Source organism: Curtobacterium sp. NPDC090223, from assembly GCF_044746585.1.
Lineage (GTDB): Bacteria > Actinomycetota > Actinomycetes > Actinomycetales > Microbacteriaceae > Curtobacterium.
This window is the reverse complement of sequence record NZ_JBIVCN010000001.1, coordinates 699,677-724,594: the sequence shown is the minus strand read 5'-3', so window position 1 is coordinate 724,594 and position 24,918 is coordinate 699,677. Positions and strand designations below refer to the sequence as shown.

Sequence of the window (24,918 nt, the reverse complement as noted above, 5' to 3'; positions counted from 1 at the left end):
TCCAGTCAGGCCGTCGGGGCTCGATCCTGGACGACGACGAGTCCTGATCGGCCCGTTCCGGACCGGGCCCGCGGGCGGCGTTTCGCCCGTGGCGATGCCGATCCGGGCGTGCCGGATCGCGGTCGACAGAGGGGAGGAGTAGAGTGGTCGCCGTCAGAACGTGCATCGGCAGTCGTCGTCGCGCATCCCGATCCTCCCTCCTCCGAGTCGTCGCCCTTGGCGAAGACCGTGTGGTGGCGGATCCGAAGGCAGTCATGCCGGGCCGGGGAGCGTGGCTCACACCGACCGTCGAAGCGTACGAACTGGCCGTCAAGCGCAAGGCTTTCCGCCGGGCGCTGCGGCTGGAACGTGAACCGGACACGTCTGCGGTGCTCGAGTACCTGCGGAGCCTGCCCGGAGTGGGACCCAACCACCCGGTGCAGGACGTTGCAGAAGAGCGCCCGGACACGACAGAACAGGCTGAACGGCTTATGGACAACTGATGAGCGGCTCGAAATGAGACCCATCATCCAGTGAGTCCTGCCCCTTGACGGGGTGGGACCCGTGAAGGAGAACAGTGGCGAAACCACGCGTACACGAGATCGCAAGCGAGCTCGGCGTCGACAGCAAGACCGCACTCGAGAAGCTCAAGGAGCTGGGCGAGTTCGTCAAGGGACCGAGCTCGAGTGTCGAGCCCCCCGTGGCACGGAAGCTCCGTGCCGCCCTGCAGGCAGAGGGTGCCTCGGCATCCGCGAAGCCCGCAGCAGCAGCCCCCGCTCCGGCGGCGGCGAAGTCGGCCGCACCGAAGCCCGGTGGCCCGAAGCCCGGTCCGAAGCGTCCCGCTCCGGCCCCGGAGCCCGAGGCCCCCGCGCAGCAGGCCGAGAACACCGACGTGCCCGTCACGCCGGCGCCGAAGTCCGTCGCACAGCGGCAGGCAGAGGCCGAGGCAGCACGCAAGGCCGCAGCCGCCGAGAAGGCAGCCGGCCCGAAGGACTCCGGCGACGCCGAGGCAGCGCCGAAGAACGACGCCGTCAAGCCGGGCAGCGCGAAGCCCGCGGCGGCCGGCCCGAAGCCGGGTGGCCCCAAGCCGGGCGCCCGACCGGGCAACAACCCCTACGCGTCCAGCCAGGGCATGGGCTCGCGCCCGCCGCGCCCCGGCAACAACCCGTACTCGTCCAACCAGGGCATGGGCCAGCGTCCCGCCGGCGGTGCCGGTGGTGGCGGGATCCCGCGTCCGCAGCCCCCGCGTCCCGGTGCTCCCCGCCCGGGTGCTCCGCGTCCGGGTGGTCCCGGTCAGGGCAACCGTCCCAACGGCTTCGGGCAGCGCCCGGGTCAGGGTGGCGGCGGTCGTGGCGGCCCCGGTGGCGGTCGTCCGGGTGCCGGTGGCGGCGCTGGTGGCGGTTTCCCGCGTCCGGCGTTCAGCGGCCCGCGTCCCGCCGGTGGCGGCGGCCGTGGCCGTGGCCCCGGTGGTGGTACCGCTGGTGCCTTCGGTCGTGGTGGCGGCAAGAGCCGTGCCCGCAAGTCGAAGCGGACGAAGCGCGCCGAGTACGAGATGCGGCAGGCGCCGTCGCTCGGCGGTGTGCAGGTCCCGCGCGGCGACGGCAACACGGTCGTCCGACTGCGTCGCGGTGCGAGCATCTCGGACTTCGCGGACAAGATCGACGCCAGCCCCGGCAACCTCGTGACGGTGCTCTTCCACCTCGGTGAGATGGCGACCGCCACGGAGTCCCTCGACGAGGCGACCTTCGAGGTCCTCGGCGAAGAGCTCGGCTACAAGATCCAGATCGTGTCGCCGGAAGACGAGGACCGCGAGCTCCTCGAGGGCTTCGACATCGACATCGACGCCGAGTACGCAGAAGAGGACGACTCCGTCCTGCAGCAGCGTCCCCCGGTCGTCACCGTCATGGGTCACGTCGACCACGGCAAGACCCGACTGCTCGACGCCATCCGCAACTCCAAGGTGGTCGAGGGCGAAGCCGGCGGCATCACGCAGCACATCGGTGCGTACCAGATCACCGCGGAGCACGAGGGCATCGAGCGTCCGATCACGTTCATCGACACCCCGGGTCACGAGGCGTTCACCGCCATGCGTGCTCGTGGTGCGCAGGTGACCGACATCGCGATCCTCGTGGTCGCGGCGGACGACGGCATCATGCCCCAGACGATCGAGGCGCTGAACCACGCGCAGTCGGCCAACGTGCCGATCGTGGTCGCGGTGAACAAGATCGACAAGGAAGGCGCGAACCCGGCCAAGGTCCGCCAGCAGCTCACCGAGTACAACCTGGTGGCCGAGGAGTACGGCGGCGACGTCATGTTCGTCGACGTCTCCGCGCGGCAGAACATCGGCATCCAGGAGCTCCTGGACGCCGTGCTGCTCACCGCGGACGCCGGACTCGACCTGCGTGCGAACCCCGACAAGGACGCCCGCGGTGTCGCGATCGAAGCCCGCCTGGACAAGGGCCGCGGTGCAGTCGCCACGGTGCTCATCCAGTCCGGCACGCTGCACGTCGGTGACGCGATCGTCGCCGGCACGGCGTACGGCCGTGTCCGTGCGATGGCGGACGAGGACGGCAACCCGGTGACCGCCGCGACGCCGAGTCGTCCGGTCCAGGTGCAGGGTCTGTCCTCGGTGCCCCGCGCCGGTGACACGTTCCTCGTCACGGAAGAAGACCGCACCGCCCGTCAGATCGCTGAGAAGCGTGAAGCGGCCGAGCGCAACGCCCAGCTGGCCAAGGCCCGCAAGCGCATCTCGCTCGAGGACTTCACCCGTGCACTCGAAGAGGGCAAGGTCGACTCGCTCAACCTCATCATCAAGGGTGACGTCTCCGGTGCTGTCGAAGCACTCGAGCAGTCGCTCCTCGACATCGAGGTGGACGACAGCGTCCAGCTGCGCATCCTGCACCGCGGCGTGGGTGCGATCACCGAGTCGGACATCGACCTCGCCACGATCGACAACGCCATCGTCATCGGCTTCAACGTCCGTCCGGACGTCAAGGCCCGTGAGCGTGCGGCGCGTGAGGGCATCGACGTCCGGTTCTACTCGGTCATCTACAACGCACTCGAGGACATCGAGCAGTCCCTCAAGGGCATGCTCAAGCCCGAGTACGAAGAGGTGCAGTCCGGTGTCGCCGAGATCCGCGAGGTCTTCCGGTCCTCGAAGTTCGGCAACATCGCGGGTGTCATCGTCCGCTCCGGCACGATCACGCGCAACGCCAAGGCGCGCGTCATCCGTGACGGCGTGGTCCTCGCCGACGGTCTGGCCATCGAGTCGCTCCGTCGCTTCAAGGACGACGTCACCGAGGTCCGTACGGACTTCGAGGCCGGTATCGGTCTGGGCAAGTACAACGACATCCAGATCGGTGACGAGATCGAGACCACCGAGCTCGTCGAGAAGCCGCGCGACTGATCGTGTGACTACCCTGGGCCCCGGCCTCCCTCGCGGGAGGTCGGGGCCCACCCATTCCCCAGGAGGAACCCATGGCTGATCCGCAGCGCGCACGCAAGATGGCCGACCGCATCAAGGAAGTCGTCGCACGTCGACTCGACAAGGGTCTCCGCGACCCGCGTCTCGGGTTCGTGACGATCACCGACGTCCGCGTGACCGGCGACCTGCAGCACGCGTCGGTCTTCTACACCGTGTACGGCAGCGACGAGGAGCGCGCCGACTCCGCGGCCGCGCTCAAGGCCGCGACCGGCATGCTCCGCACCGAGGTCGGCAAGAACATCACGGCGCGGCTCACGCCGTCGCTCGAGTTCATCGCCGACGCGCTGCCGGACACGTCCGCGCACCTCGAGGACCTGCTCGCGCAGGCCAAGATGCGCGACGAGCAGGTCCGCTCGGCATCGGTGGGCGCCGCGTACGCCGGCGACGCCGACCCGTACAAGCGCGACGAGGACGACGACGAGGCCGAGGACCAGGCCTAGTCGGCCCCGCCGGGCAGCTGGTAGCCGCTCGCGTCGTCACCCACCGCGAGACCGTCGCGGAGGAGCGACGCGAGCGCTCGTGCCAGTTGCGCGGCGTCCGGCCAGACCATCGCGATCTCCGCGGGGGTGACGGGGACGTCGCTCGCGCGGAGTTCCGCCATCACCAGCCCTCGGACCTGTCGGTCGCTGCCGGCGAACTTCGCCTGCTTCGGTGCCCGTGGGCCGTCGTGCTCCGGGTAGCCGGCGGCGCGCCAGGCACAGCGGTCCGCGATCGGGCAGGCGTCGCACGCGGGGGAGCGCGCGACGCAGACGAGCGCGCCGAGCTCCATCACGGCGGCGTTCGTCGCGGCGGCGTCGTCCCGGTCGTCCGGCAGGACCGAGGCCATCAGCGGCAGGTCCCGCTTGGCGTTCGCCGGTCCGGGTTCACCCTGCCCGAGGAGCGCCCGCGCGAGGACCCGGCGCACGTTCACGTCGACGACGGGGTGGCGGTCGCCGTACGCGAAGACCGCCACCGCCCGCGCCGTGTAGTCGCCGATGCCGGGCAGCGCGAGGAGCGCGTCGACGTCCCTCGGCACCACGTTGTCGTGCTGCTCGGCGATCGCCGTCGCCGCCGCGTGCAGCGCGAGCGCGCGTCTCGGGTAGCCGAGCCGGTCCCAGGCACGCACCGCGTCCGCCGGGGGTGACTCCGCGAGGTCGCGAGGTGTCGGCCACCGGGTGAGCCAAGCCTCCAGGCGGGGGATCACGCGCGCGACCTGCGTCTGCTGCAGCATGATCTCGCTGACCAGCGTGCCCCAGGCGGGGAAGCCGGGACGGCGCCAGGGGAGGTCCCGGGCCTCGGCCCGGAACCAGTCGACGAGTGGCGTCGCGATGTCCGGTTCGTCCACAGGCGGACGGGAGGCTCGACTCGCGTTCACCACGACAGCCTACGGTGGGTGCATGGCACGCTGGGCACCGGAAGAGACCGACACGATGGCTGCGATCGCGGGCGAGGTGATCGCGCAGGTCGGCACGAACCGGACCGTCGTCGGCATCGACGGCCAGGACGGCGTCGACCTGGAACACGTGGCGGCCGCACTCGTCGCCGGCTTCGAGCAGCACGGCGTCTCCGCGATGGCGGCGGCGGCTCCCTCGGCCGACGTGGACGAGCTGCGCTCCGGGCTCGTCGCGCCGTTCCGGTCCACCGGCGCGGGTGACGGTGTCCTCGTCGTCCACGGGCACGGCGTCCTCGGAACCGGAGCCCGCGGGCTGTGGCGCTGGTCGCTCTGGGTGGAGCAGGAGTCCGGCCGACTGGAGCGCCGCGCCGACGTCAAGATCGCCGCTTCCGCCGTCCTCGACGTCACCGATCCGGCGCATCCACGACGAGAGTGGAACGATGCCTGCTGACCTGCGCTGGTAATCTCCTCGGGTGCTCGTAACCGCTCCCGACGGCATCCTCCTCGTCGACAAACCGCAGGGGATCTCCAGCCATCGTGCGGTCTCGATCGCCCGACGCCGTCTCGACCTCAAGAAGATCGGCCACGCCGGCACCCTCGACCCGATGGCGACGGGGCTGCTGCTGCTCGGTGCCGGTCCGTCGACGCGGCTGCTGACGCACCTGGTCGGCCTCGACAAGACGTACACGGCGACGATCCGGCTCGGTGTCTCGACGGACTCGGACGACGCCGACGGCGATCCGGTCGCCGCGGTGGGTGTCACGTCGGCCGACGTCTCGGAAGCCGCGGTCGAAGCGGCGGTCGCGCTGCAGCGCGGGCCGATCTCGCAGGTGCCGTCGACGGTCAGTGCGATCAAGGTGGACGGCCGCCGCGCCTACGACCTGGCCAGGAAGGGCGAAGCGGTCACGCTCAAGGCCCGGGCCGTGACCATCTCCCGGTTCGAGGTCACCGGACGGAACGAGCACGTCGTCTCCGTCGACGGGGTCGCGACCACCGTGGTGGACCTCGACGTCGTGGTGGCGTGCTCCTCGGGGACGTACGTCCGAGCGCTCGCGCGTGACGTCGGTGCGACGCTCGGCACCGGAGCGCACCTGACGGCCCTGCGTCGGACCCTCGTCGGTCCGTTCTCCGTGGACGACGCCATCGACCTCGAGGACGACACCGTCGACGTCCGTGCGGCGCTCGTCCGCCCGGCAGAGATCGCCCGACGCCTGTTCCCGGTCGTGACGCTCGACGCCGCCCGCGCGAAGGACCTCGCCGACGGCAAGCGGATCGACGCCGACCACCCGGACACCGACGGCCCCGTCGCCGCGGTCACGGCCCGGGACGACCGGCTGATCGGCCTGGTCTCCGTGCGCCGAGGACTGCTGCGCGTCATCACCAACTTCCCCACGGCATCAGGAGCGAACGCGTGATCGAGTGGTTCATGTGGGTGCAGCTCGTGCTGGCCTGCGTCGTCGGCGTGTTCGCCGTGGTCGTCGGCTTCATCGGCTGGAAGCCGAACGACTACACCGTCGGGTCGCTCGTCCTGGTCGAGCTCCTGCTCATCGCGCAGCTCGTCGTGTCGCTCGTGGCACCGGCGGTCGGCAACCCGGCGAAGGGCAACCTGCTCGAGTTCTGGGTCTACGCGGTGTCGGTGCTGCTCGTGCCGCCGGCCACGATCGTGTGGGCGCTCATCGACCGCACGCGGTGGAGCACGGTGGTGCTCGGGGCCGGCGCGTTCACGGTGGCCGTGATGGTCTACCGGATGTACCAGATCTGGTTCGCGCTGAACTGAGGTGCCGCAGGACGAGCCCGGCCGGTCCGTGCTGCGCCGTGCTCCGGCCGGTCCTGTGACGTGCGCGGTCGGCAGCGTCGCTGGTCGTCGGTAGAATCGGTGCAATGGCGACCAAGTCCTCACTCGCGACCGGCATCGGGCGCGTCCTCATCGCCGTCTACGGCATCCTCGCCCTCGCAGCGACGGGCCGCAGCGTCGTCCAGATCGCCGAGAAGTTCTCCTTTGCGCCGTTCTCGTACACGCTGAGCGCCATCGCCGCCGTCGTGTACATCGTCGCGATGATCGCCCTCATCGTGCCCGGACGCTTCTGGTACCGGGTCGCCTGCGTCACGATCGTGTTCGAGATGACGGGTGTGCTCGTGATCGGGACCCTGTCGCTCTTCGACCACGCGCTCTTCCCGGACCTGACGATCTGGTCGTACTACGGCATGGGCTACGCCTTCGCGCCGCTCGTGCTCCCGATCGCCGGGCTCTGGTGGCTCCGCAAGCACCACCGCACCGCCGGTGAGCCGGTCACCGGACCCGAGCCCGTCGTGGCAGCCGGCGAGTAGGCGGGGGAGCAGCATGCAGTACTACGAAGACGTCGAGGACGTCGCCCAGGGCTTCGGGCCGAGTGCGGTCACCATCGGCAAGTTCGACGGTGTGCACGTCGGCCACCGTGCCGTCATCGCGCACCTGGAGCGCGCCGCCCGCCAGCAGGGGCTCGTGTCGACCGTGGTGACGTTCGACCGGCACCCGCTGAGCATCATCGACCCCGCGAAGGTCCCACCGGCGCTGACGAGCATCGCGCAGCGCCGCGAGCTGCTCGACGACGTCGGTGTCGACGCCACGCTGCTGCTCCGGTTCGACGCGGAGCTGCAGTCCTGGTCCCCGGAGACCTTCGTGTCCCGGATCCTCGTGGACACCCTGAACGCCAAGCTCGTCTTCGTCGGCAGCGACTTCCGGTTCGGGGCGAAGGGCGCCGGGGACGTCGCGCTGCTGCGTGCCCTCGGCGAGCAGCACGGGTTCGCCGTCGAGCTGATCGACGACGTCGACCTGGTCGACGACGTCCGCCCGGCCGGTGAGCGTCGGGTCTCCTCGACCTGGATCCGCGAGCTCCTCGGTGAGGGGCGCGTCGCGGAGGCCGCCCGGCTCCTCGGTCGCGAGCACGCCGTCCGCAGCGTCGTCGTGCGCGGCAACCAGCGTGGCCGTGCGATGGGGTACCCGACCGCCAACCTCGATCCGTCGTGCGAGGGCTTCGTCCCGGCCGACGGGGTCTACGCCGCGCGCGTCCTGCACGACGGCACGACGTACCCGGCGGCGGTGTCCGTGGGGAACAACCCGACGTTCGAGGGCGTCCCCGCGAAGCAGATCGAGGCGCACCTGCTCGACGTCGACATCGACCTCTACGGGGACACCATCGCGGTGCTGTTCGTGTCGTACGTCCGCGGCATGGTGAAGTTCGGGTCGATGGACGAGCTCGCGGCGCAGATGCGGCAGGACGACCTCGACATCCGGACGCTGCTGGGGCTGCCTGCGCCGGTCTGACGCGTGCGGCGCGGGCGCCGCGGCGCCGGCTGCGGCGCGGTGTGGCCGTGGCGCCGCGGTGTGCCCGTGTGGCGCCGCGGTGTGCCCGTGGCGCCGCCGTCTGCCCGTGGCGCCGGTATCTGCCTGAGACACCGCGGTGTGCCCGTGGCGCCGCCGTTCTCGGCGGTGTCTCGGGGAGTGGGCGGCGTTTCGGGGCGGTGGGGGCGCCGCAGTGGTGACCGCCGTCGGGCGGGAGGCTCGGTGCGGGGCCGGCCCGAGCCTCCCGTCCGTGCGGTGTGTGGCGCCGGTATCTGCCTGAGGCGCCGCGGTGTGCCCGTGGCGCCGCCGTTTTCGGCGGTGTTTCGGGGAGTGGGCGGTGTTTCGGGGCCGTGGGGGCGCCGCAGTGGTGACCGCCGTCGGGCGGGAGGCTCGGTGCGGGGCCGGCCCGAGCCTCCCGTCCGTGCGGTGCGTGGCGCCGGTATCTGCGTGAGCCACCGCGGTGTGCCCGTGGCGCCGCCGTTTACGGCGGAGTCTCGGGGAGTGGGCGGTGTTTCGGGGCGGTGGGGGCGCCGCAGTGGTGACCGCCGTCGGGCAAGAGGCCCGGTGCGTGGCGCTGGTATCTGCTTGAGGCGCCGCGGTGTGCCCGTGGCGCCGCCGTTTTCGGCGGTGTCTCGGGGAGTGAGAGGTGTCTCGGGCCGGAAGGGGCGCCGCGGTGGACACCGGGGCCGGACAAGTGGGCGGTGTCTCGGGGCGGAAGGGGCGCCGCGGCGCCGGGGCAGACGGCAGTGTCCCCCGCGCCCGGGTGGGCGCGGGGGACACGGTGTCGTGCTGAGCGGGGCCGAGTGTCAGCCGCCGAGGGCGTCGAGCCAGATCTTGCGGGCGTCGAGGGCTTCCTGGGCGTCCTTGATCTTGCGGGAGTCGCCCGAGGCCTTCGCCGACTCGAGCTCGGCCTCGAGCTTGCCGATGGCGTCCTCGAGCTGGCTCGCGAGGCCGGTGGTCCGGGCCTTGCGCTCCGGGTTCGACTCGCGCCAGTGTGCGTCCTCGAGCCCGCGGACGTGGTCCTCGACGGCGCGCAGGCGGTCCTCGACGCGACGGACGTCGGCGCGGGGAACCCGACCGATCTCGTCCCAGCGGCGCTGGATGTCGGTGAGGGACTTCCGGGCGGCGGCGCGGTCCTGCTGCTGCAGGAGCGGCTCGGCCTCGGCGACGAGGGCGAGCTTGGCCTCGAGGTTGGCGGAGTACTCCTCGTTCTCGGCGGCGCTCTCGGCGTGGCGCTGCTCGAAGAGGACGTCACCGGCGGCCTTGAAGCGTGCCCAGAGTGCGTCGTCGTGGCGCTTGCCGGCGCGCCCTGCGCGCTTCCAGTCGTCGAGCAGCTGGCGGTAGGTCGGGATCGCGTCGGAACCGCGGGGCGCCAGTGCTTCTGCCTGCTGGACGAGTTCCTGCTTGCGGGTCCGGGCGTCGCGGTGCTGCGCGTCGAGGTCCGAGTAGAACGCGCGACGGTGCTGGTCCACGGTGGAGCGGGCCGAGCGGAAGCGCTTCCAGAGCTCGTTCGCCTCGTTCTTGGGGATCCGCGGTCCCTCGTGCTGGTGCTGCTGCCAGCGGGAGAAGACGTCGTCGAGCTGCGCGGTGATCTGCTTCCACTGCGCTCGCGCCGGGTCGACCGCCGCGAGTGCCTCTGCCTCTTCGACGAGGGCGGTGCGGAACGCGAGCGCCTCGGTGAGGGCCTGCTGGGCCTGCTCTGCCTGCTCCTTGGTGAGCGACCCGAGCTGCTCGGAGAGCGCTGCGACGCGGTCCTCGAGCGACTTGATGTCGCCGACGACGCGGGCTTCCGTGACGAGCGCCGTCAGGTGCTCGACCGTCCGGGCGACGTCGTTCGCGGACGCGCCGCGCTGCACGCGCTGCTCGGCGATCTTCACCTGACCTTCGAGGTCGGCGTACTTCCGGGCGAAGTACGCGAGCGCTTCGTCGGCGGTGGCGTCCGGGTACTCACCCACGACACGTTCGGTGTCCTGGTACCGGACGTACACGGTGCCGTCGTCGTCGACGCGCCCCCAGGTCGTTGCTTCGTCAGATCCCACAGGTCTCGCCTCGATCGTGGTCGTGCATCACCGACGTCACCGTCGGTACGGTCAGGAAGCCACCCTATTGCACGGGCGGCCCCAGCGGCCCGCCGATGCGTCACGCTGTGGACTACTGCTCCTGCTTGATCGTCGCGGCGGTGATCGTGGTGGCGACCTTCGGCGTCCCGGTGCCGTCCGAACCGGCGTCCGAGATGCCCTTCGACGTGATCTTCGACTGCAGCTCGGCGAGCCCGCTTGTGACCTTCCCGACGACGGTGTAACCGCCCGTGGAGCCGTCGAGCGTGGTGTCGCCGTAGACGATGAAGAACTGGGTGGACTGCGAGTACGTGGAGGAGCTCCGCGCGATCGCGATCGTGCCCTTCGTGTAGACGTCGTCACTCGGCGTGTTCTCGACCGGGCCGTACTGGAAGCCGGCGTCACCGGTGCCGTCGCCGTTCGCGGACCCGCACTGCAGGAACTTGAAGCCGTCGCTGTCGGCGAGCCGGTGGCAGGTCGTGCCCTCGTAGAACTGCTTGCGGATGAGGTCGATCTCGACGCTCGTGGCCTGCGGTGCCTTCGCACCGTCGAGCTCGATGCCGAGCTTGACGTCCTTGTTCAGCGTGATCGAACCGGTCCACGTGCTGTTCTTCGCGATCGACTTGCTCGGCACGTCGCCGGTGTTGCTCGCGGTCGCGCTGGCGGAGGGCGTCGGCGTCGCGGTCGCACTGGCACTGGCGGACGCCGAGGCGCTGGCCCCGCCGGAGGACTGCGAGCCGGCGAAGGCCAGCTGCGACCCGGTCGCGAGCGCCGCGACGACGACGAGTGCTCCGACGCCGACCAGGTTGTCGCGGCGACGGCGACGACGTTGGCGGTCGTGGAGGCCCTGTCGTGCCTCGTAGAGTCGGAGCCGCTCGCGCGCCTCACGGTTGTCACGCGCCTGGTTCTTGGGTGCCACGGTGCTGATCTGCCCTCTCGTCACAGTGTGCGACGAGCGTATCGGACCGCCCCCATGAGACGGATCGGACCGCCCCCATGAGATGGGTGTCGTGCGTCCCCATGAGATGGGTGTCGGTGCGCCCGCCTACGATTGAGCACATGGCATCGGACCGATCGGGCATGAACGCGCCCACGACCGGCGGTCGGACCGGGCTGGCGCAGGGTTCTGTCCCGCTCGCGGTTCGGATGCGTCCGACCAGTCTCGAGGAAGTGGCCGGACAGCAGCACCTCCTCGGCCGCGGCTCGCCCCTCGTGCAGCTCGCCACCGGCACTCGTGAGAACCCCGGCGGCGTCTCGGTGATCCTGTGGGGGCCGCCCGGAACGGGCAAGACGACCCTCGCGCAGGCGATCGCGCGGCAGTCCGGCCGAGAGTTCGTCGAGCTCTCTGCGGTCACCGCCGGCGTGAAGGACGTGCGCGAGGTGATGGAGAAGGCGCTCACCCACCGCGACCTGTACGGGTCGACGACGGTGCTGTTCCTCGACGAGATCCACCGCTTCAGCAAGGCCCAGCAGGACGCCCTGCTCCCCGGGGTCGAGAACGGGTGGGTGATCCTCATCGCGGCCACGACCGAGAACCCGTCGTTCTCGGTGATCTCCCCGCTGCTCTCCCGCTCCCTCCTGCTGACGCTGAAGCCCCTCACCGACGCCGACCTCGGCATGCTCGTCGACCGTGCGGTGGAGGACCCACGTGGCCTCGGTGGCTCCGTGGTCCTCGGCGACGAAGCCCGCTCGGCGATCGTCCGGCTCGCCTCCGGTGACGCCCGCCGTGCACTCACCGCGCTCGAAGCCGCTGCCGCGTCCGCCGGTGCCGCCCAGGACGATGACGACGACGACGTCCCGGTGGTCGATGCGGACACCGTGGCCGCCGCGGTCGACCGGGCACTGCTGCGCTACGACCGCCAGGGCGACGAGCACTACGACGTGATCAGCGCCTTCATCAAGTCCGTGCGGGGGAGCGACGTCGACGCCGCGCTGCACTACCTCGCCCGGATGATCGAAGCGGGGGAGGACCCGCGCTTCATCGCCAGGCGCATCATCATCTCCGCGTCCGAGGACATCGGCATGGCGGACCCACAGGCACTCCCCATCGCCGTCGCCGCCGCCCAGGCGGTCCAGCTCATCGGCATGCCCGAGGGGCGCATCCCGCTCGCCGAGGCCGTCGTCTACCTGGCAACCGCCCCGAAGTCGAACGCCGCGTACAACGGCGTGAACGCTGCCATGGCGGACGTCAAGGCCGGCCGGATGGGCGTGGTCCCGAACCACCTCCGCGACGCGCACTACGCCGGGGCCAAGCGGCTCGGGCACGGCAAGGGGTACATCTACTCGCACGACGCAGAACACGGTGTCGCCGAGCAGCAGTACCTCCCGGACGCGCTCGAGGGCACGGAGTACTACACGCCGACCACGAACGGCTACGAGCGTGAGGTCGGTCCCCGTCTCGACCGCCTCCGGAAGATCACGCGTGGCGCTTCTGGCGACGCCTGAACCCTGCTATCGTTGACGGGCCTAAGTCCTGGTCCTCGCGTGCGGCTGCGTCGAGGACAGAGTGTCACCCCCACCTCGTGTGGTCCGGTGGCACGGGGGCAGAGGTTCGGACTGTAGCCGTCCGATCCCACAGGCTCATCCCTCTGGATCCCGTCACGGGGTTCGTCGACACGTGCGCGTGCCGAGACCCGCGACAACTTCAGTTCAGTACAGAGAAAAGGACCCTGTGTCTACCAAGTCACGCACCCGCAGCAAGACCCGCCTCTCGCGCGCGCTCGGCATCCCGCTGACGCCGAAGGCGGCCCGTTACCTCGAGAAGCGCCCTTACGGGCCCGGTGAGCACGGCCGTACGCGCCGTCGTGCGGACAGCGACTACGCCGTCCGCCTCCGTGAGAAGCAGCGTCTGCGCGCCCAGTACGGCATCCGCGAGAAGCAGCTCCGCATCGTCTTCGAAGAGGCCCGCAAGACCAACGGCCTGACCGGTGAGAACCTGGTCGAGCTCCTCGAGCAGCGCCTCGACGCCCTCGTGCTCCGTGCCGGGTTCGCCCGCACGACCTCGCAGGCCCGCCAGCTGATCGTGCACCGCCACATCCTGGTGGACGGCAAGCTCGTCGACCGTCCCTCCTTCCGCGTCAAGGAGGGCCAGCTGATCCACGTCAAGCAGCGCTCCGAGTCGCTCGAGCCCTTCCAGGTCGCCGCTGCCGGTGGCCACCAGGAAGTCCTCCCGAAGGTCCCGGGCTACCTCGAGGTCGAGATCGACAAGCTCCAGGCTCGCCTGGTGCGTCGCCCGAAGCGCGCCGAGGTCCCCGTGACCTGCGAAGTGCAGCTCGTCGTCGAGTACTACGCAGCGCGCTGATCCACTGCGATCGGATCCACTGCGATCACTGAACGGCGGGTCGTCCACACCGGGCGGCCCGCCGTTCGGCGTTCCCGGGGCTGCGGCTAAGCTGGTCGGACGCGCGCCTCGGCGTGCACGACAAGGAGGCCCCGTGAAGCAGCTGTTCTTCGTCGCCGTCGGCGTCGTCATCGGGTTCCTCGTCGCCCACCGGGTCAGCAGGACGCCGGCCGGTGCGACGTTCCTCGCCGAGGTCGACGCCCGCACGAAGGCCTTCACGAGCGCCGTCGCCGACGGGTACCGCTCCCGCGAAGCCGAACTCCGCACGGACGCCTGACCGTCCACGCCAGCACGTCCCGCCCGCACACGTCACCAGGAAGCACCATGCAGACCGCAGAGATCCGCCGCCGTTGGCTCCAGTACTTCGGTGACCGCGGCCACACCGTCGTCCCGTCCGCCTCGCTCGTCTCCGACGACCCGTCGCTGCTGTTCACGGTCGCCGGCATGGTCCCGTTCATCCCGTACCTCACCGGGCTGATCCCGGCGCCGTACCCCCGCGCCACGAGCGTGCAGAAGTGCATCCGCACGAACGACATCGAAGAGGTCGGCAAGACCCCGCGGCACGGCACGTTCTTCCAGATGAACGGCAACTTCTCCTTCGGTGACTACTTCAAGGAGCAGGCGATCCAGTACGCCTGGGAGTTCCTCACCGGCGCGGAGTCGGACGGTGGACTCGGCTTCTCGCCCGACGACCTCTGGGTCACCGTGTACGAGGACGACGACGAGGCGATCGCCTTCTGGAAGCAGCACTCCTCCCTGCCGGACGACCGCATCCAGCGGCTCGGCAAGGACACCAACTACTGGTCGACCGGGCAGCCCGGCCCGGCGGGTCCCTGCTCGGAGATCTTCTTCGACCGCGGCCCCGAGTACGGCATCGACGGCGGGCCGGCGACGGACGACGACCGCTACGTCGAGATCTGGAACCTCGTGTTCATGCAGTACCAGATCGCCGACGTCCGCTCGAAGTACGACTTCGAGATCACCGGCGAGCTGCCGAACAAGAACATCGACACCGGCATGGGCCTGGAGCGCGTCGCGTTCATCAAGCAGGGCGTCGACAACATGTACGAGATCGACCAGGTCCGCCCGGTCCTCGACAAGGCGGCGGAGATCTCCGGCCGCCGGTACGGCGCCGTGCACGAGGACGACGTCCGCATGCGCGTCATCGCGGACCACGTCCGTTCCGCGCTCATGCTCATCGCCGACGGCGTCTCGCCGTCGAACGAGGGCCGCGGCTACATCCTCCGCCGACTGCTCCGCCGCACGGTGCGCGCGATGCGCCTGCTCGGCGTCGAGACCGCGACCTTCCCGCAGCTGTTCCCGGAGTCGCGCGACGCGATGCGCGACGCCTACCCCGAGGTCGCGTCCGACTACGACCGGATCGCGCGGATCGCCTACGCGGAAGAAGAGACCTTCCTCCGCACCCTCGCGCAGGGCACGACGATCCTCGACGTCGCCGTGGAGCGCGCGAAGCAGGACGGCCAGCCCGCCATCGGCGGCGACACCGCGTTCCTGCTCCACGACACGTTCGGGTTCCCGATCGACCTGACGCTCGAGATGGCCGAGGAGGCAGGGGTCCACGTCGACCGCACCGCGTTCGACACCCTGATGTCCGAGCAGCGTGCCCGCGCCAAGGCGGACGCGAAGAGCAAGAAGACCGCCCTCGCGGACCTCAGCGTCTACAGCGCGTTCCGGGCCAAGGGGGAGACGACCTTCCTCGGCTACGACGCGCTCGAGGCCGAGTCGACCGTGCTCGGCATCATCGTCGGCGGCGTCAGCGTCGACCGCGCGGTCGTCGGCGACATCGCCGAGGTGATCCTCGGTGAGACCTCGCTCTACGCGGAGTCCGGCGGTCAGGACGCCGACCAGGGCTCGATCATCGGCACCGGCTTCGACCTCGAGGTCCTCGACGTCCAGCGTCCGGTGTCCGGCCTCTGGAGCCACACCGTGCAGGTCCGCTCCGGCGAGGTCGGGGTCGGCGACCCGGCGACCACCGTCGTGGACGCGGAGTACCGCCGTGGCGCGACCCAGGCGCACTCGGCGACCCACCTGGTCAACGCGGCGCTCCGGGACATCCTCGGCCCGGAGGCACTGCAGGCCGGCTCGTACAACAAGTCCGGCTACATGCGCCTGGACTTCTCCTGGAGCCAGCCGATCTCGCTCGCGACGCGCTCCGAGATCGAAGAAGTCGTCAACACCGCCATCCGCTCCGACCTCGAGGTCTCGACGCGGGTCCTCCCGCTCGACGCGGCGAAGGAGCTCGGCGCGCAGGCGCTCTTCGGCGAGAAGTACGGCGCCGAGGTCCGGATGGTCGACATCGGCGGCCCGTGGTCGCGCGAGCTCTGCGGTGGCACGCACGTCGCGTCGAGCGCGCAGGTCGGCCTGGTCAACCTGGTCGGTGAGTCGAGCGTCGGATCGACCAACCGCCGCGTCGAAGCACTCGTCGGCCTCGAGGGCTTCCGCGACCTCGCGGTCGAGCGCACGATCGTCTCGCAGCTCTCGAGCGCGCTGAAGGCCCCCCGCGACGACCTCCCGACCCGTGTGCAGTCCCTGATGGAGGACCTCCGTACCGCGCAGAAGCGCATCGCGGAGTTCGAGTCGGCCGGGCTGCAGCAGCGCGTGCCGACCATCGCCCGCCAGGCGACGACGATCGGCGGCACCACGGTCGTCGCCGAGACGGTCGACGCCGTGAAGTCCGGCGACGACCTCCGGGCGCTGGCCACCGGCGTCCGCGCCCAGCTCGGTGACGGTGCCGCCGTGGTCGTCCTCGGCGCGGTCGTCAACGACAAGCCCGTCGTGATCGTCGCGACGAACGACGCCGCACGTTCCGCCGGTGTGCAGGCCGGTCCGCTCGCCAAGGAAGCCGCCGGCGTCCTCGGCGGTGGCGGTGGCGGCAAGCCCGACCTCGCGCAGGGTGGCGGCACCGACCCGGCGGCACTGCCCGCGGCGCTCCGGGCGGTCACCGCTCGGCTCGCGGGCTGATCGTGCCGATCCGTTCCGGGCGCCGGCTCGGCGTCGACGTCGGCCGCGCCCGGATCGGGGTCGCGGTGTGCGACCGTGACGGCCTGATCGCCACGCCGGTGGAGACCGTTCGTCGGGACGACTCGGCGGACCTGGTCCGCATCCTGGCGATCGCGGACGAGTACGACGTCCTCGAGATCGTCGTCGGGCTGCCGCTGTCGATGTCCGGCGCCGACACCCCGTCGACGACCGACGCCCGCGACTTCGCCGCCCGGATCGCCGAGCACCGGCCCGTCCGGTTGGTCGACGAACGGCTGTCCACGGTGACGGCGCAACGCGGGATGCGCCAGGCGGGGCGCAACGCCAAGAAGTCGCGGTCCGTGATCGACCAAGCGGCCGCTGTTATCATTCTGCAACATGCGCTCGACCACGAGCGCGCGTCCGGCGCCCCACCCGGGGCCACGCTCCCCGAGTAGGGCTGCCCTCCCGCCGATCCGTGATCGGCAGTGCCCTCCGCGGAGTCCTCCCGACCGAGAGACCGAGAACCGTTGGCAGACGACCTGGACTGGAACGCGATCATCGCGCCCGGCAACGACGCCGAGCGGCAGGACAAGCAGTCCGCCGCCGGCGCATCCGATGAGCGCGACGACGCTCCTGGCGCGGCCGCCGGTCCGGTGGACGCGCCGCTCTCCCGCCGGGAGGCCCGGGCTCGGGAAGCCGCGTCGGCGCGCCGTGACGAGTCCCCGGCTGCGCAGCCGGAACGGCCGGTCTCGCCGGCCGACGCACCGGTGGCCGGCTCGGTCGACGAGCTCCACCCCGAGGTGCACGCACTCCTCGGCGCCGGCGCCGCCGCTGGCGGCGGAGCCAGCGACGACGGCACCGGTGACGGCGCCGTCGGCGGAGGCGGAGGCGGTGGCGGCGCGGGAGACGGCGGACGTGGGCGACGTGGCGGGCGCGGACGAGCCTCCAGGCCGCCGCGGGAACCGCACCGACGGTCGCGTGGCGGGCTCATCGCCGGGATCGTCATCGTCGCGGTCGTGCTTGCCGCCGGCATCGGCGCGTACACGTTCGCGGCACCGAAGGTCCAGCAGGTGATCGGCGCGCTGACCGGTGCGAAGGAGACCGACGACTACACCGGCTCCGGCACGTCGAAGGTCACGATCACGATCAAGCAGGGCGACATCGGCGAGGACGTCGCGAAGACCCTGCAGCGGAGCGGGGTGGTGAAGACCTCGTCCGCGTTCTACAAGCTGCTGCTGGCGTCGAGCGACGTCGAGTTCCAGCCGGGCTCGTACGCGCTGAAGAAGCACATGAGCTCGAAGGCGGCACTGGCCGCGCTGCAGGACGACAAGAACAAGGTCACCGCGTCGATCGTCATCCCCGAGGGCACGGCGCTCAAGGACATCGAGGCCGGGATGGTCTCCAAGGCCGGTCTCAGCGAGGCCGAGGTCTCGGCCGCCGCGAAGGACCTCTCCGCCTACGGCCTGCCGTCCGGCGTGACCACGCTCGAGGGCTGGCTGTTCCCGGCGACCTACCCGATCAACCCGGGGTGGACGGCGAAGCAGTACTTCCAGTCGATGGTCGACACGATGAAGCAGCACCTCACCGCTGCCGGCGTGGCCGAGGCGGACCAGGAGCACGTCATCGTGTTCGCGTCGCTCGTGCAGAAGGAAGCCGGTCTCGCGGCCGACTACCCGAAGGTCGCGCGGGTGTTCCAGAACCGTCTCGACAAGGGCATGAAGCTGCAGTCCGACGCCACGGTGGCGTACGGCACGGGCAACACGCACCGCGTGACGACGACCGACGCCGAGCGGAACGACGCGTCGAACAAGTACAACACCTACCAGCACGAGGGACTGCCCCCTGCGCCGATCTCGAACCCCGGTGACATCGCCATCAAGGCCGTGACCGCGCCCGCGAGCGGCAACTGGCTGTACTTCGTGACGGTGAACCTGGAGACCGGGGAGACCGCCTTCTCGGACACGTACGCGCAGCACGAAGCCGCCGTCGCGAAGTTCCAGGCCTGGCTCCGCGCGCACCCCTCGTACCAGTAGTGCCGCGTCCTCCCACGGGCGCGTCTTCGAGGCGGTGCCTGTGGGAGGATGGACACCATGCTTCGTTGGTTGACCGCTGGTGAGTCCCACGGACCCGAACTGATCGCGATGCTCGAGGGCCTGCCCGCCGGCGTCCCGGTGTCGTTCGAGTCCATCCGTACCGACCTCGCTCGGCGCAAGCTCGGGTACGGCCGTGGCTCGCGCATGAAGTTCGAGCAGGACGAGTTGCACGTGTCCGGCGGCGTCCGCCACGGGTACTCCCTCGGCAGCCCGATCGCGATCCGCATCGGCAACACCGAGTGGCCGAAGTGGGTCGAGGTGATGAACCCGGAGCCCGTCGAGCAGACCGAGCTCTCCCGTGGTCGCAGCGCGCCCCTGACGCGCCCGCGTCCGGGACACGCCGACCTGGTCGGCATGCAGAAGTACGGCTTCGACGAGGCCCGACCGATCCTCGAGCGCGCATCGGCCCGCGAGACCGCTGCCCGTGTGGCGCTCGGCGCCGTGGCGAAGGCGTTCCTCGCCGAGCTCGGCATCCGCTCGGTCGCGCACACCCTGCAGGTCGGCACCGTCCGCGTGCCGGACGGCACCGCGCTCCCGCAGCCGGACGACGTCGACCGCCTCGACGAGGACCAGCTGCGCTGCTTCGACGCCGAGACGTCGGCCCGCATGGTCACCGAGGTCGAGGCCGCGAAGAAGGACGGCGACACGCTCGGCGGGGTCGTCGAGGTCCTCTTCTACGGCGTCCCGCCGGGCCTCGGCTCGCACGTGCAGTGGGACCGTCGCCTCGACGCGCGTCTGGCGGCGGCCATCATGGGCATCCAGGCGATCAAGGGGGTCGAGGTCGGCGACGGCTTCCAGACGGCCGGACGTCGGGGGTCCGAAGCCCACGACGAGCTCTACCGCGAGGACGGCGAGATCATCCGCACGAGCGACCGTGCCGGTGGCACCGAGGGCGGCATGTCCACGGGCACCGTGCTCCGTGTCCGCGCCGGGATGAAGCCGATCGCGACGATCCCGCACGCGCTGCACACCATCGACGTCACCACCGGTGAGGACGCCTCGGCGCACCACCAGCGTTCCGACGTCTGTGCCGTGCCCGCGGCGGGCGTCGTCGCCGAGGCGATGGTCGCACTGGTCCTCGCCGACGCCGTGCTCGAGAAGTTCGGCGGCGACAACGTCGTCGAGACCAAGCGCAACCTCGAGTCGTACCTGGCCTCGATCCCGGAGACGCTGCGCTCCCGTCGGACCGAGCCGGCTGCGCACTCGTCGTCCTGGTGAGCACGGACGGCGTCGCAGCCGGGGCGACCCCGGCCGCGCCCGTCGTGATCATCGGCCCGATGGGCGCCGGGAAGTCGAGCGTCGGCAAGCGCGTCGCGAAGCAGCTCGGCGTGCCGTTCACCGACACCGACCGCGTCATCGTCCGTGAGCACGGACCGATCCCCGGGATCTTCGCGGACCGCGGGGAGCCCGCGTTCCGCGCACTCGAGGCCGAGGCGGTCCGCACGGCGATCGCGGCCGGCGGCGTGATCGCCGTCGGCGGCGGCGCCGTCACGCACGCTGCCACGCGTGCCGCGATGGAGGGCGCGCGGGTCGTGCTGCTCACGGTCTCGCCCGAGGCCGTCGCCGAACGGATCAACGGGTCCGACCGGCCGCTGCTGGCGTCTGGTGGCATCGACGCCTGGCAGACCATCATGGACGAGCGCGCCGCGACCTACGCGGAACTGGCGCACACCGTCGTCGACACCTCTCGTCGGCCGATGTCCCACGTCGTCGACGACGTTGTGGCGTGGCTGACGACCACCGAAGGAGCACCGTGACCGAGTCGATCCTGCCCGAGGGCACCACCGAGATCCGCGTCGGCGGCGAGGACGGCTACGTCGTCGCGGTCGGCACCGGGCTGCTCGGCTCGGTGCCGGCGATCCTCGGGCCGCGGGTCGCCAAGGTGCTCATCGTGCACGCGCCGACCCTGGGCGCCCGTGCCGAGGAACTCCGCGTGCAGCTGGTCGACGCCGGCCTCGAGGCGCTCATCGCCGAGGTCCCGGACGCCGAGGCGGCCAAGCGTGTCGAGGTCGCCGCGTTCTGCTGGCAGATCATGGGGCAGTCCGACTTCACCCGCACCGACGCCGTGATCGGCCTCGGCGGGGGAGCCGTCACCGACCTCGCCGGCTTCGTCGCCGCGACGTGGCTCCGGGGTGTGCCGTACGTCGCGATCCCCACGAGCGTGCTCGGCATGGTGGACGCGAGCGTCGGCGGCAAGACCGGCATCAACACGAACGAGGGCAAGAACCTGGTCGGCGCCTTCTACGCGCCCAAGGCGGTCGTCGCGGACATCGACCTGGTGCGGACGCTGCCGAAGAACGACGTCCTGACCGGGTTCGCCGAGATCGTGAAGGCCGGGTTCATCGCCGTCCCGGAGATCCTCGACGTGATCGAGGCCGACCCCGACCGCGCGACCGACCCGTCGACGCCCGAGTTCCGCCGCGTGGTGGAGCTCGCGATCGAGCTGAAGGCGCAGGTCGTCTCCGACGACTTCACCGAGCAGGGGCGTCGGGAGATCCTGAACTACGGTCACACGCTCGGGCACGCGATCGAGCACGCGGAGCGGTACCAGTGGCGCCATGGTGCCGCGGTGTCGGTCGGCATGGTGTTCGCAGCCGAGCTGGCCCGTCTCACCGGGCACCTCGACGACGCGACGGTCGACCGGCACCGGGCGATCCTGGAGTCGCTGTCACTGCCGACGACGTACCCGCTCGGCCGCTGGGAGGGGCTGCTCGCGACCATGCGGCGCGACAAGAAGGCGCGCGCCGGGATGCTCCGCTTCATCATCCTGGACGGCGTCGGCAAGCCGGTGACCCTCGAGGGGCCCGAGGACCACCTGCTGTTCACCGCGTACCAGGAGGTCGGGGTCTAGCCGACCCGGTCACCGCAGGACCTGGAGCATCCGGCGCCACCACCACTTCACGTGCATCGACACCGTGATGATGTTGGTCCTGCGGAACTCCGCCCATTCTTCCGGGGTGGCGCCGTTGTCGAAGGCTCGGCGTTCGAACTCGTCCGTCGGGACGACGAGCGGCTTTCGCTTCAGCATGGTGGTGGCTCTCCTTCTGTCGGGGGTTGGTCTGTGGGTGTACGGAGCCGCGTGAGCAGGGCTGCGGCGAGTTTGCGATCGTCTCTCGGCGCCCACCGTAGGTCGCTCATGCTCGCGAGCACACTTTCGGAAATGTCGTGTTCAGAATCGTCAGCACGGCTGACCGTCCACGTGATCCGCGTCCAGGCGTGCATCCGATCGCTGGATCGTCGCGCCCGGCTCGCCGCCGCCCACGCCATCACCGCGGCGAAGACGGCGGCGGCAGCCGCGATGCCCGCGGCGATGAGTCCTGTGTCCATGGGACGAGCGTGACCCACTCCACCCGACCGGCAGGCGGTGGCGACCCGGTCTGTGGAGCGCGAGCCGAGCCTCCTGGCTGTGGAGGGACGACCCGGGGAACCCCAGGCCGGGGGAGCATGCTGGCCGTGTGCCCACCCCACCCCGCCTGAGCGACCTCGGCGGCGGCCCGACCGTGGACGCGGGGACCCTCCGGACCCGCGCGCGCCGCTTCGCCGAACTCCTCGCCATCGCCCGCCGTCACGGGCTCGTCCCGTTCCGACGTCTCGACTTCACCCGTGACCCGGAGACCTCGGACAAGCGCCGAGACCAGGCCGAGCACCTGCGCCGTGCCCTCGAGGAAGCGGGCGGCGGGTTCGTGAAGATGGGCCAGCTGCTGTCCACCCGCGACGACCTGCTGCCGGACGAGTGGACCGAGGGGCTCGCGCACCTGCAGCGGAGCGTCACGCCGGCGGACCCGACACAGGTGGCCGAGCTCCTCGAGCGGGAGCTGCACGCCCCCGTGGACCAGGTCTTCCAGTCCTTCGACACCACGCCGGTGGCGGCCGCCTCGATCGCCCAGGTCCACCGCGCCCGGCTCCACGACGGCACCGCGGTGGCCGTGAAGGTCCAGCGTCCCGGCATCGACGACGCCGTCCGGCGGGACGTCGACATCGCGCTGCGCGTGGTGAAGTTCATGGCACGCACCTCGGCAGAGGCCCGGCAGGTCGGCGTGCAGGACGTCGCGGCGCAGTACGCGGCCGACCTGATCCGGCAGGTCGACTTCGGCTCGGAGCTCCGGAACCTCGAGACCCTCCGCGCCGCGCAGGCCCGGAGCGCCCGGCCGGACGAGATCCGCTTCCCTGACCCCTACCCGGAGCTCTCCGGCCGGCGCGTGCTGGTGATGGAGTTCCTGGAGGGTGACACGCTCAGCGCGATCCGGGCCTCCCGCTCGGGCCGCGACCTCGACGAGCCGATGCGCGCGATCCTCCGGGCGTTCCTCCGGCAGGTCGTGTTCGACGGCGTCTACCACGGTGACCTGCACCCGGGGAACGTCCTGTTGCTGCCGGACGGCCGGCCGGCGCTGATCGACTTCGGCTCGGTCGGCCGACTCGACCCCGGGCTCCGCGACGTCGTGCAGGAACTCCTGGCGGCGTACATCCAGGACGACACCTCGCGCATCGCCGACGCGGTGCTGCGAATGGCACCGGTCCGACGTGCCGAGGACGAGCCGGACTTCCGTCGGGACATCGCCCGGTTCGTCGCCGACGAGCTCGGTCCCGGCGCCCGCATCGGCGTGGAGACCGTGGACGACGCGGTCGAGGTCTTCGGCCGGTACCGGCTGAAGGCGCCGCCGGACTTCGTGGCCGCCGCACGTGCCCTCGCGATCTTCGAGGGGACGCTCCGCAGCCTGGTGCCCTCGTTCGACCTGCTCGAGGAGTCGCGGAACCTGGCCAGGGAACAGATCCGCGACCAGCTCCGTCCGAGCGTCCTGCGCGACGTCGCGGCCCGCGAGCTCTTCGGGCTGTTCTCCACCGCCAGACGGCTCCCGCGTCGGGTGGACCGGATCGGCGAGGCGATCGAGAACGGTCGGCTCTCCGTCAACATCCGGTTGCTCTCCGACCGCCGGGACCGGCAGACGCTGTCCGGGATGATCCGCCGGGTCCTGCTCGTGCTGCTCGGGGCCGGCGCCGGGATCCTGGCGATCGTCTACCTGGCGTCGCCCGCGCGCCCCACGGCCGTGCTCAGCACCGGGGTCGCGGGTGGCCTGCTCGGGGGAGCGGCGGTGGTGCTGCTCGCCTGGGCAGCGATCGACGCGTGGCGGGCACGCCGACGCGAGTGAGCCGGTCGGCTACACTCGTCCGGGGCGCGCAGCCGCCCGCACACTTCATTCATCAACACGAATTGGACATCGACACCCATGGCCAGTACCACTGACATCAAGAACGGCGCCGTTCTCATCATCGACGGGCAGCTCTGGTCGGTCGTCGAGTTCCAGCACGTGAAGCCCGGCAAGGGTGGTGCGTTCGTCCGCACCAAGCTGAAGAACGTCGTCTCCGGCAAGGTCGTCGACCGCACCTTCAACGCGGGCGCGAAGATCGAGACCGCGACGGTCGACCGCCGCGACTACCAGTTCCTCTACGAGGACGGCGACTCCTACGTCTTCATGGACACCGACACCTACGACCAGGTCCCGGTCCCCGCGACCGTCGTCGGCGACGCGAAGAACTTCCTGCTCGAGTCCGCGATGGTCACCATCGCGATGAACGAGGGCAACCCGCTGTACATCGAGCTCCCGACCTCGATCGTCACTGAGATCGAGACCGAGCCCGGCCTGCAGGGCGACCGCTCGTCCGGTGGCACCAAGCCGGCGACGATCAAGGCCACCGGCTACCAGATCCAGGTGCCGCTGTACCTCGAGACGGACACCAAGGTGAAGATCGACACGCGCGACGGCAACTTCCTCGGCCGCGTGAACGACTAGGCGCTGCTGTATGAGTGCTCGTTCGAAGGCCCGCAAGCGCGCCCTCGACATGCTGTACGTGGCTGAGGTCCGGGAGCTCCCCATCGCGGACGTCCTGGCCACGGAGACCGTCCGGCACCTCGACCAGCCCGAGCGTGCGTCCAGCTGGGACTACGCCCGGCAGGTCGTCACCGGCGTCGAGGACGCCCGCGCGGAGATCGACGCGGTGATCGTCGACCACGCCCAGGGCTGGTCGATCCCGCGGATGCCGGTCCTGGACCGCTGCATCCTGCGGATGGGCGTGTGGGAGATCCGGTTCAACCCGGAGGTCCCCGACGCCGTCGCCATCGCAGAGGCCGTCGAGCTCGCGCAGTCGCTCTCGACCGAGGAGTCCGCCGGCTTCGTCAACGGTGTGCTCGGAGCGGTCGCCGGCGGTCGTGCACCGTCCGGTCGGTCGGTCGCAGGGGACCAGGAGTCCCGGTAGGGTTGACCACGTCAGCATCCTTTAAATGCCGTCCTGA

Annotated in this window: 24 protein-coding genes; 20 read left to right on the top strand and 4 right to left on the bottom strand. The window is 70.9% G+C overall.

Annotated features, from left to right (window positions below; genetic code table 11):
• Positions 1-143 precede the first annotated feature (143 nt).
• The 3 genes from ACIPJY_RS03410 to rbfA all read left to right on the top strand — a co-directional run bounded on the left by ACIPJY_RS03410 (position 144) and on the right by rbfA (position 3,903).
• Positions 144-482 carry a YlxR family protein gene (locus tag ACIPJY_RS03410; protein WP_400459434.1) on the top strand — a complete coding sequence of 113 codons (339 nt, stop codon included), beginning with the start codon at positions 144-146 and terminating at the stop codon, positions 480-482.
• A 74-nt stretch (positions 483-556) separates the two neighbouring features.
• Positions 557-3,385 carry a translation initiation factor IF-2 gene (gene infB, locus ACIPJY_RS03405; protein ID WP_400459437.1) on the top strand — a complete coding sequence of 943 codons (2,829 nt, stop codon included), beginning with the start codon at positions 557-559 and terminating at the stop codon, positions 3,383-3,385.
• A 71-nt stretch (positions 3,386-3,456) separates the two neighbouring features.
• Entirely contained in the window at positions 3,457-3,903 is a 447-nt protein-coding gene (gene rbfA, locus ACIPJY_RS03400; RefSeq protein ID WP_400459440.1) for a 30S ribosome-binding factor RbfA, read from the top strand.
• On the opposite strand, the gene ACIPJY_RS03395 is transcribed toward rbfA, so the two are convergent.
• A complete protein-coding gene (locus ACIPJY_RS03395; RefSeq protein ID WP_400459443.1) occupies positions 3,900-4,787 on the bottom strand; it encodes an A/G-specific adenine glycosylase in 888 nt (295 codons plus the stop codon). The genes rbfA and ACIPJY_RS03395 overlap by 4 nt on opposite strands.
• A 52-nt stretch (positions 4,788-4,839) precedes the next feature.
• Here ACIPJY_RS03395 and ACIPJY_RS03390 point away from each other — a divergent pair, with 52 nt between their 5' ends.
• The 5 genes from ACIPJY_RS03390 to ACIPJY_RS03370 all read left to right on the top strand — a co-directional run bounded on the left by ACIPJY_RS03390 (position 4,840) and on the right by ACIPJY_RS03370 (position 8,139).
• A complete protein-coding gene (locus ACIPJY_RS03390; protein ID WP_400459446.1) occupies positions 4,840-5,286 on the top strand; it encodes a hypothetical protein in 447 nt (148 codons plus the stop codon).
• Positions 5,287-5,308: 22 nt separating this feature from the next.
• A complete protein-coding gene (gene truB, locus ACIPJY_RS03385) occupies positions 5,309-6,250 on the top strand; it encodes a tRNA pseudouridine(55) synthase TruB (protein WP_400459448.1) in 942 nt (313 codons plus the stop codon).
• Positions 6,247-6,612 (top strand): hypothetical protein, encoded by a 366-nt coding sequence (locus ACIPJY_RS03380; RefSeq protein WP_400459451.1) that lies wholly within the window; start codon positions 6,247-6,249, stop codon positions 6,610-6,612. The genes truB and ACIPJY_RS03380 overlap by 4 nt, the downstream gene beginning before the upstream one ends.
• Positions 6,613-6,716: 104 nt before the next feature.
• Positions 6,717-7,163 (top strand): hypothetical protein, encoded by a 447-nt coding sequence (locus ACIPJY_RS03375; RefSeq protein ID WP_400459454.1) that lies wholly within the window; start codon positions 6,717-6,719, stop codon positions 7,161-7,163.
• 13 nt (positions 7,164-7,176) lie between these two features.
• A complete protein-coding gene (locus ACIPJY_RS03370; RefSeq protein ID WP_400459457.1) occupies positions 7,177-8,139 on the top strand; it encodes a bifunctional riboflavin kinase/FAD synthetase in 963 nt (320 codons plus the stop codon).
• Between the two features lie 824 nt (positions 8,140-8,963).
• Here the strand turns inward: ACIPJY_RS03370 and ACIPJY_RS03365 are convergent.
• Positions 8,964-10,196 carry a DUF349 domain-containing protein gene (locus ACIPJY_RS03365; RefSeq protein WP_400459460.1) on the bottom strand — a complete coding sequence of 411 codons (1,233 nt, stop codon included), beginning with the start codon at positions 10,194-10,196 and terminating at the stop codon, positions 8,964-8,966.
• 112 nt (positions 10,197-10,308) lie between these two features.
• Complete coding sequence (locus ACIPJY_RS03360; protein ID WP_400459463.1) at positions 10,309-11,133, bottom strand: peptidylprolyl isomerase; 825 nt, start codon at positions 11,131-11,133, stop codon at positions 10,309-10,311.
• 140 nt (positions 11,134-11,273) lie between these two features.
• Between ACIPJY_RS03360 and ACIPJY_RS03355 the strand changes: the two genes are divergently transcribed.
• The 9 genes from ACIPJY_RS03355 (at position 11,274) to aroB (ending at position 21,480) form a co-directional block, all read left to right on the top strand.
• Positions 11,274-12,659 carry a replication-associated recombination protein A gene (locus ACIPJY_RS03355; protein WP_400459466.1) on the top strand — a complete coding sequence of 462 codons (1,386 nt, stop codon included), beginning with the start codon at positions 11,274-11,276 and terminating at the stop codon, positions 12,657-12,659.
• A 226-nt stretch (positions 12,660-12,885) separates the two neighbouring features.
• Entirely contained in the window at positions 12,886-13,515 is a 630-nt protein-coding gene (rpsD, locus tag ACIPJY_RS03350; RefSeq protein ID WP_071300659.1) for a 30S ribosomal protein S4, read from the top strand.
• 133 nt (positions 13,516-13,648) lie between these two features.
• Entirely contained in the window at positions 13,649-13,831 is a 183-nt protein-coding gene (locus ACIPJY_RS03345; RefSeq protein ID WP_400459470.1) for a hypothetical protein, read from the top strand.
• Between the two features lie 47 nt (positions 13,832-13,878).
• Positions 13,879-16,536 carry an alanine--tRNA ligase gene (gene alaS, locus ACIPJY_RS03340; RefSeq protein ID WP_400459472.1) on the top strand — a complete coding sequence of 886 codons (2,658 nt, stop codon included), beginning with the start codon at positions 13,879-13,881 and terminating at the stop codon, positions 16,534-16,536.
• Positions 16,536-16,991 carry a Holliday junction resolvase RuvX gene (gene ruvX / locus ACIPJY_RS03335; protein WP_400460869.1) on the top strand — a complete coding sequence of 152 codons (456 nt, stop codon included), beginning with the start codon at positions 16,536-16,538 and terminating at the stop codon, positions 16,989-16,991. Before alaS ends, ruvX begins: the two co-directional genes overlap by 1 nt.
• A gap of 72 nt (positions 16,992-17,063) precedes the next feature.
• Positions 17,064-18,569 carry an endolytic transglycosylase MltG gene (gene mltG, locus ACIPJY_RS03330; protein ID WP_400459475.1) on the top strand — a complete coding sequence of 502 codons (1,506 nt, stop codon included), beginning with the start codon at positions 17,064-17,066 and terminating at the stop codon, positions 18,567-18,569.
• A 57-nt stretch (positions 18,570-18,626) separates the two neighbouring features.
• Complete coding sequence (gene aroC, locus ACIPJY_RS03325; RefSeq protein WP_400459478.1) at positions 18,627-19,847, top strand: chorismate synthase; 1,221 nt, start codon at positions 18,627-18,629, stop codon at positions 19,845-19,847.
• Positions 19,844-20,386, top strand: a complete 543-nt coding sequence (locus ACIPJY_RS03320; protein ID WP_400459481.1) for a shikimate kinase — start codon at positions 19,844-19,846, stop codon at positions 20,384-20,386. The genes aroC and ACIPJY_RS03320 overlap by 4 nt, the downstream gene beginning before the upstream one ends.
• A complete protein-coding gene (gene aroB / locus ACIPJY_RS03315) occupies positions 20,383-21,480 on the top strand; it encodes a 3-dehydroquinate synthase (RefSeq protein ID WP_400459484.1) in 1,098 nt (365 codons plus the stop codon). The genes ACIPJY_RS03320 and aroB overlap by 4 nt, the downstream gene beginning before the upstream one ends.
• 9 nt (positions 21,481-21,489) lie before the next feature.
• On the opposite strand, the gene ACIPJY_RS03310 is transcribed toward aroB, so the two are convergent.
• On the bottom strand, positions 21,490-21,657 hold the full coding sequence (locus ACIPJY_RS03310; RefSeq protein ID WP_400459486.1) for a hypothetical protein: 168 nt from the start codon (positions 21,655-21,657) through the stop codon (positions 21,490-21,492).
• A gap of 427 nt (positions 21,658-22,084) precedes the next feature.
• On the opposite strand from ACIPJY_RS03310, the gene ACIPJY_RS03305 reads away from it, so the two are divergent.
• The 3 genes from ACIPJY_RS03305 to nusB all read left to right on the top strand — a co-directional run bounded on the left by ACIPJY_RS03305 (position 22,085) and on the right by nusB (position 24,881).
• Positions 22,085-23,776 (top strand): ABC1 kinase family protein, encoded by a 1,692-nt coding sequence (locus ACIPJY_RS03305; RefSeq protein ID WP_400459489.1) that lies wholly within the window; start codon positions 22,085-22,087, stop codon positions 23,774-23,776.
• Positions 23,777-23,854: 78 nt separating this feature from the next.
• Positions 23,855-24,418 (top strand): elongation factor P, encoded by a 564-nt coding sequence (gene efp / locus ACIPJY_RS03300; protein WP_400459492.1) that lies wholly within the window; start codon positions 23,855-23,857, stop codon positions 24,416-24,418.
• Positions 24,419-24,428: 10 nt separating this feature from the next.
• On the top strand, positions 24,429-24,881 hold the full coding sequence (gene nusB, locus ACIPJY_RS03295) for a transcription antitermination factor NusB (protein ID WP_400459494.1): 453 nt from the start codon (positions 24,429-24,431) through the stop codon (positions 24,879-24,881).
• Positions 24,882-24,918: the final 37 nt, after the last annotated feature.

Excerpts from the sequence above, each read along its gene's own strand:
- alaS (WP_400459472.1), top strand. The coding sequence starts at position 13,879 with ATGCAGACCGCAGAGATCCGCCGCCGTTGGCTCCAGTACTTCGGTGAC.
- ACIPJY_RS03390 (WP_400459446.1), top strand. The coding sequence starts at position 4,840 with ATGGCACGCTGGGCACCGGAAGAGACCGACACGATGGCTGCGATCGCG.
- ACIPJY_RS03310 (WP_400459486.1), bottom strand. The coding sequence starts at position 21,657 with ATGCTGAAGCGAAAGCCGCTCGTCGTCCCGACGGACGAGTTCGAACGC.
- efp (WP_400459492.1), top strand. The coding sequence starts at position 23,855 with ATGGCCAGTACCACTGACATCAAGAACGGCGCCGTTCTCATCATCGAC.
- ACIPJY_RS03370 (WP_400459457.1), top strand. The coding sequence starts at position 7,177 with ATGCAGTACTACGAAGACGTCGAGGACGTCGCCCAGGGCTTCGGGCCG.
- nusB (WP_400459494.1), top strand. The coding sequence starts at position 24,429 with ATGAGTGCTCGTTCGAAGGCCCGCAAGCGCGCCCTCGACATGCTGTAC.
- ACIPJY_RS03355 (WP_400459466.1), top strand. The coding sequence starts at position 11,274 with ATGGCATCGGACCGATCGGGCATGAACGCGCCCACGACCGGCGGTCGG.
- aroC (WP_400459478.1), top strand. The coding sequence starts at position 18,627 with ATGCTTCGTTGGTTGACCGCTGGTGAGTCCCACGGACCCGAACTGATC.
- ACIPJY_RS03375 (WP_400459454.1), top strand. The coding sequence starts at position 6,717 with ATGGCGACCAAGTCCTCACTCGCGACCGGCATCGGGCGCGTCCTCATC.
- rbfA (WP_400459440.1), top strand. The coding sequence starts at position 3,457 with ATGGCTGATCCGCAGCGCGCACGCAAGATGGCCGACCGCATCAAGGAA.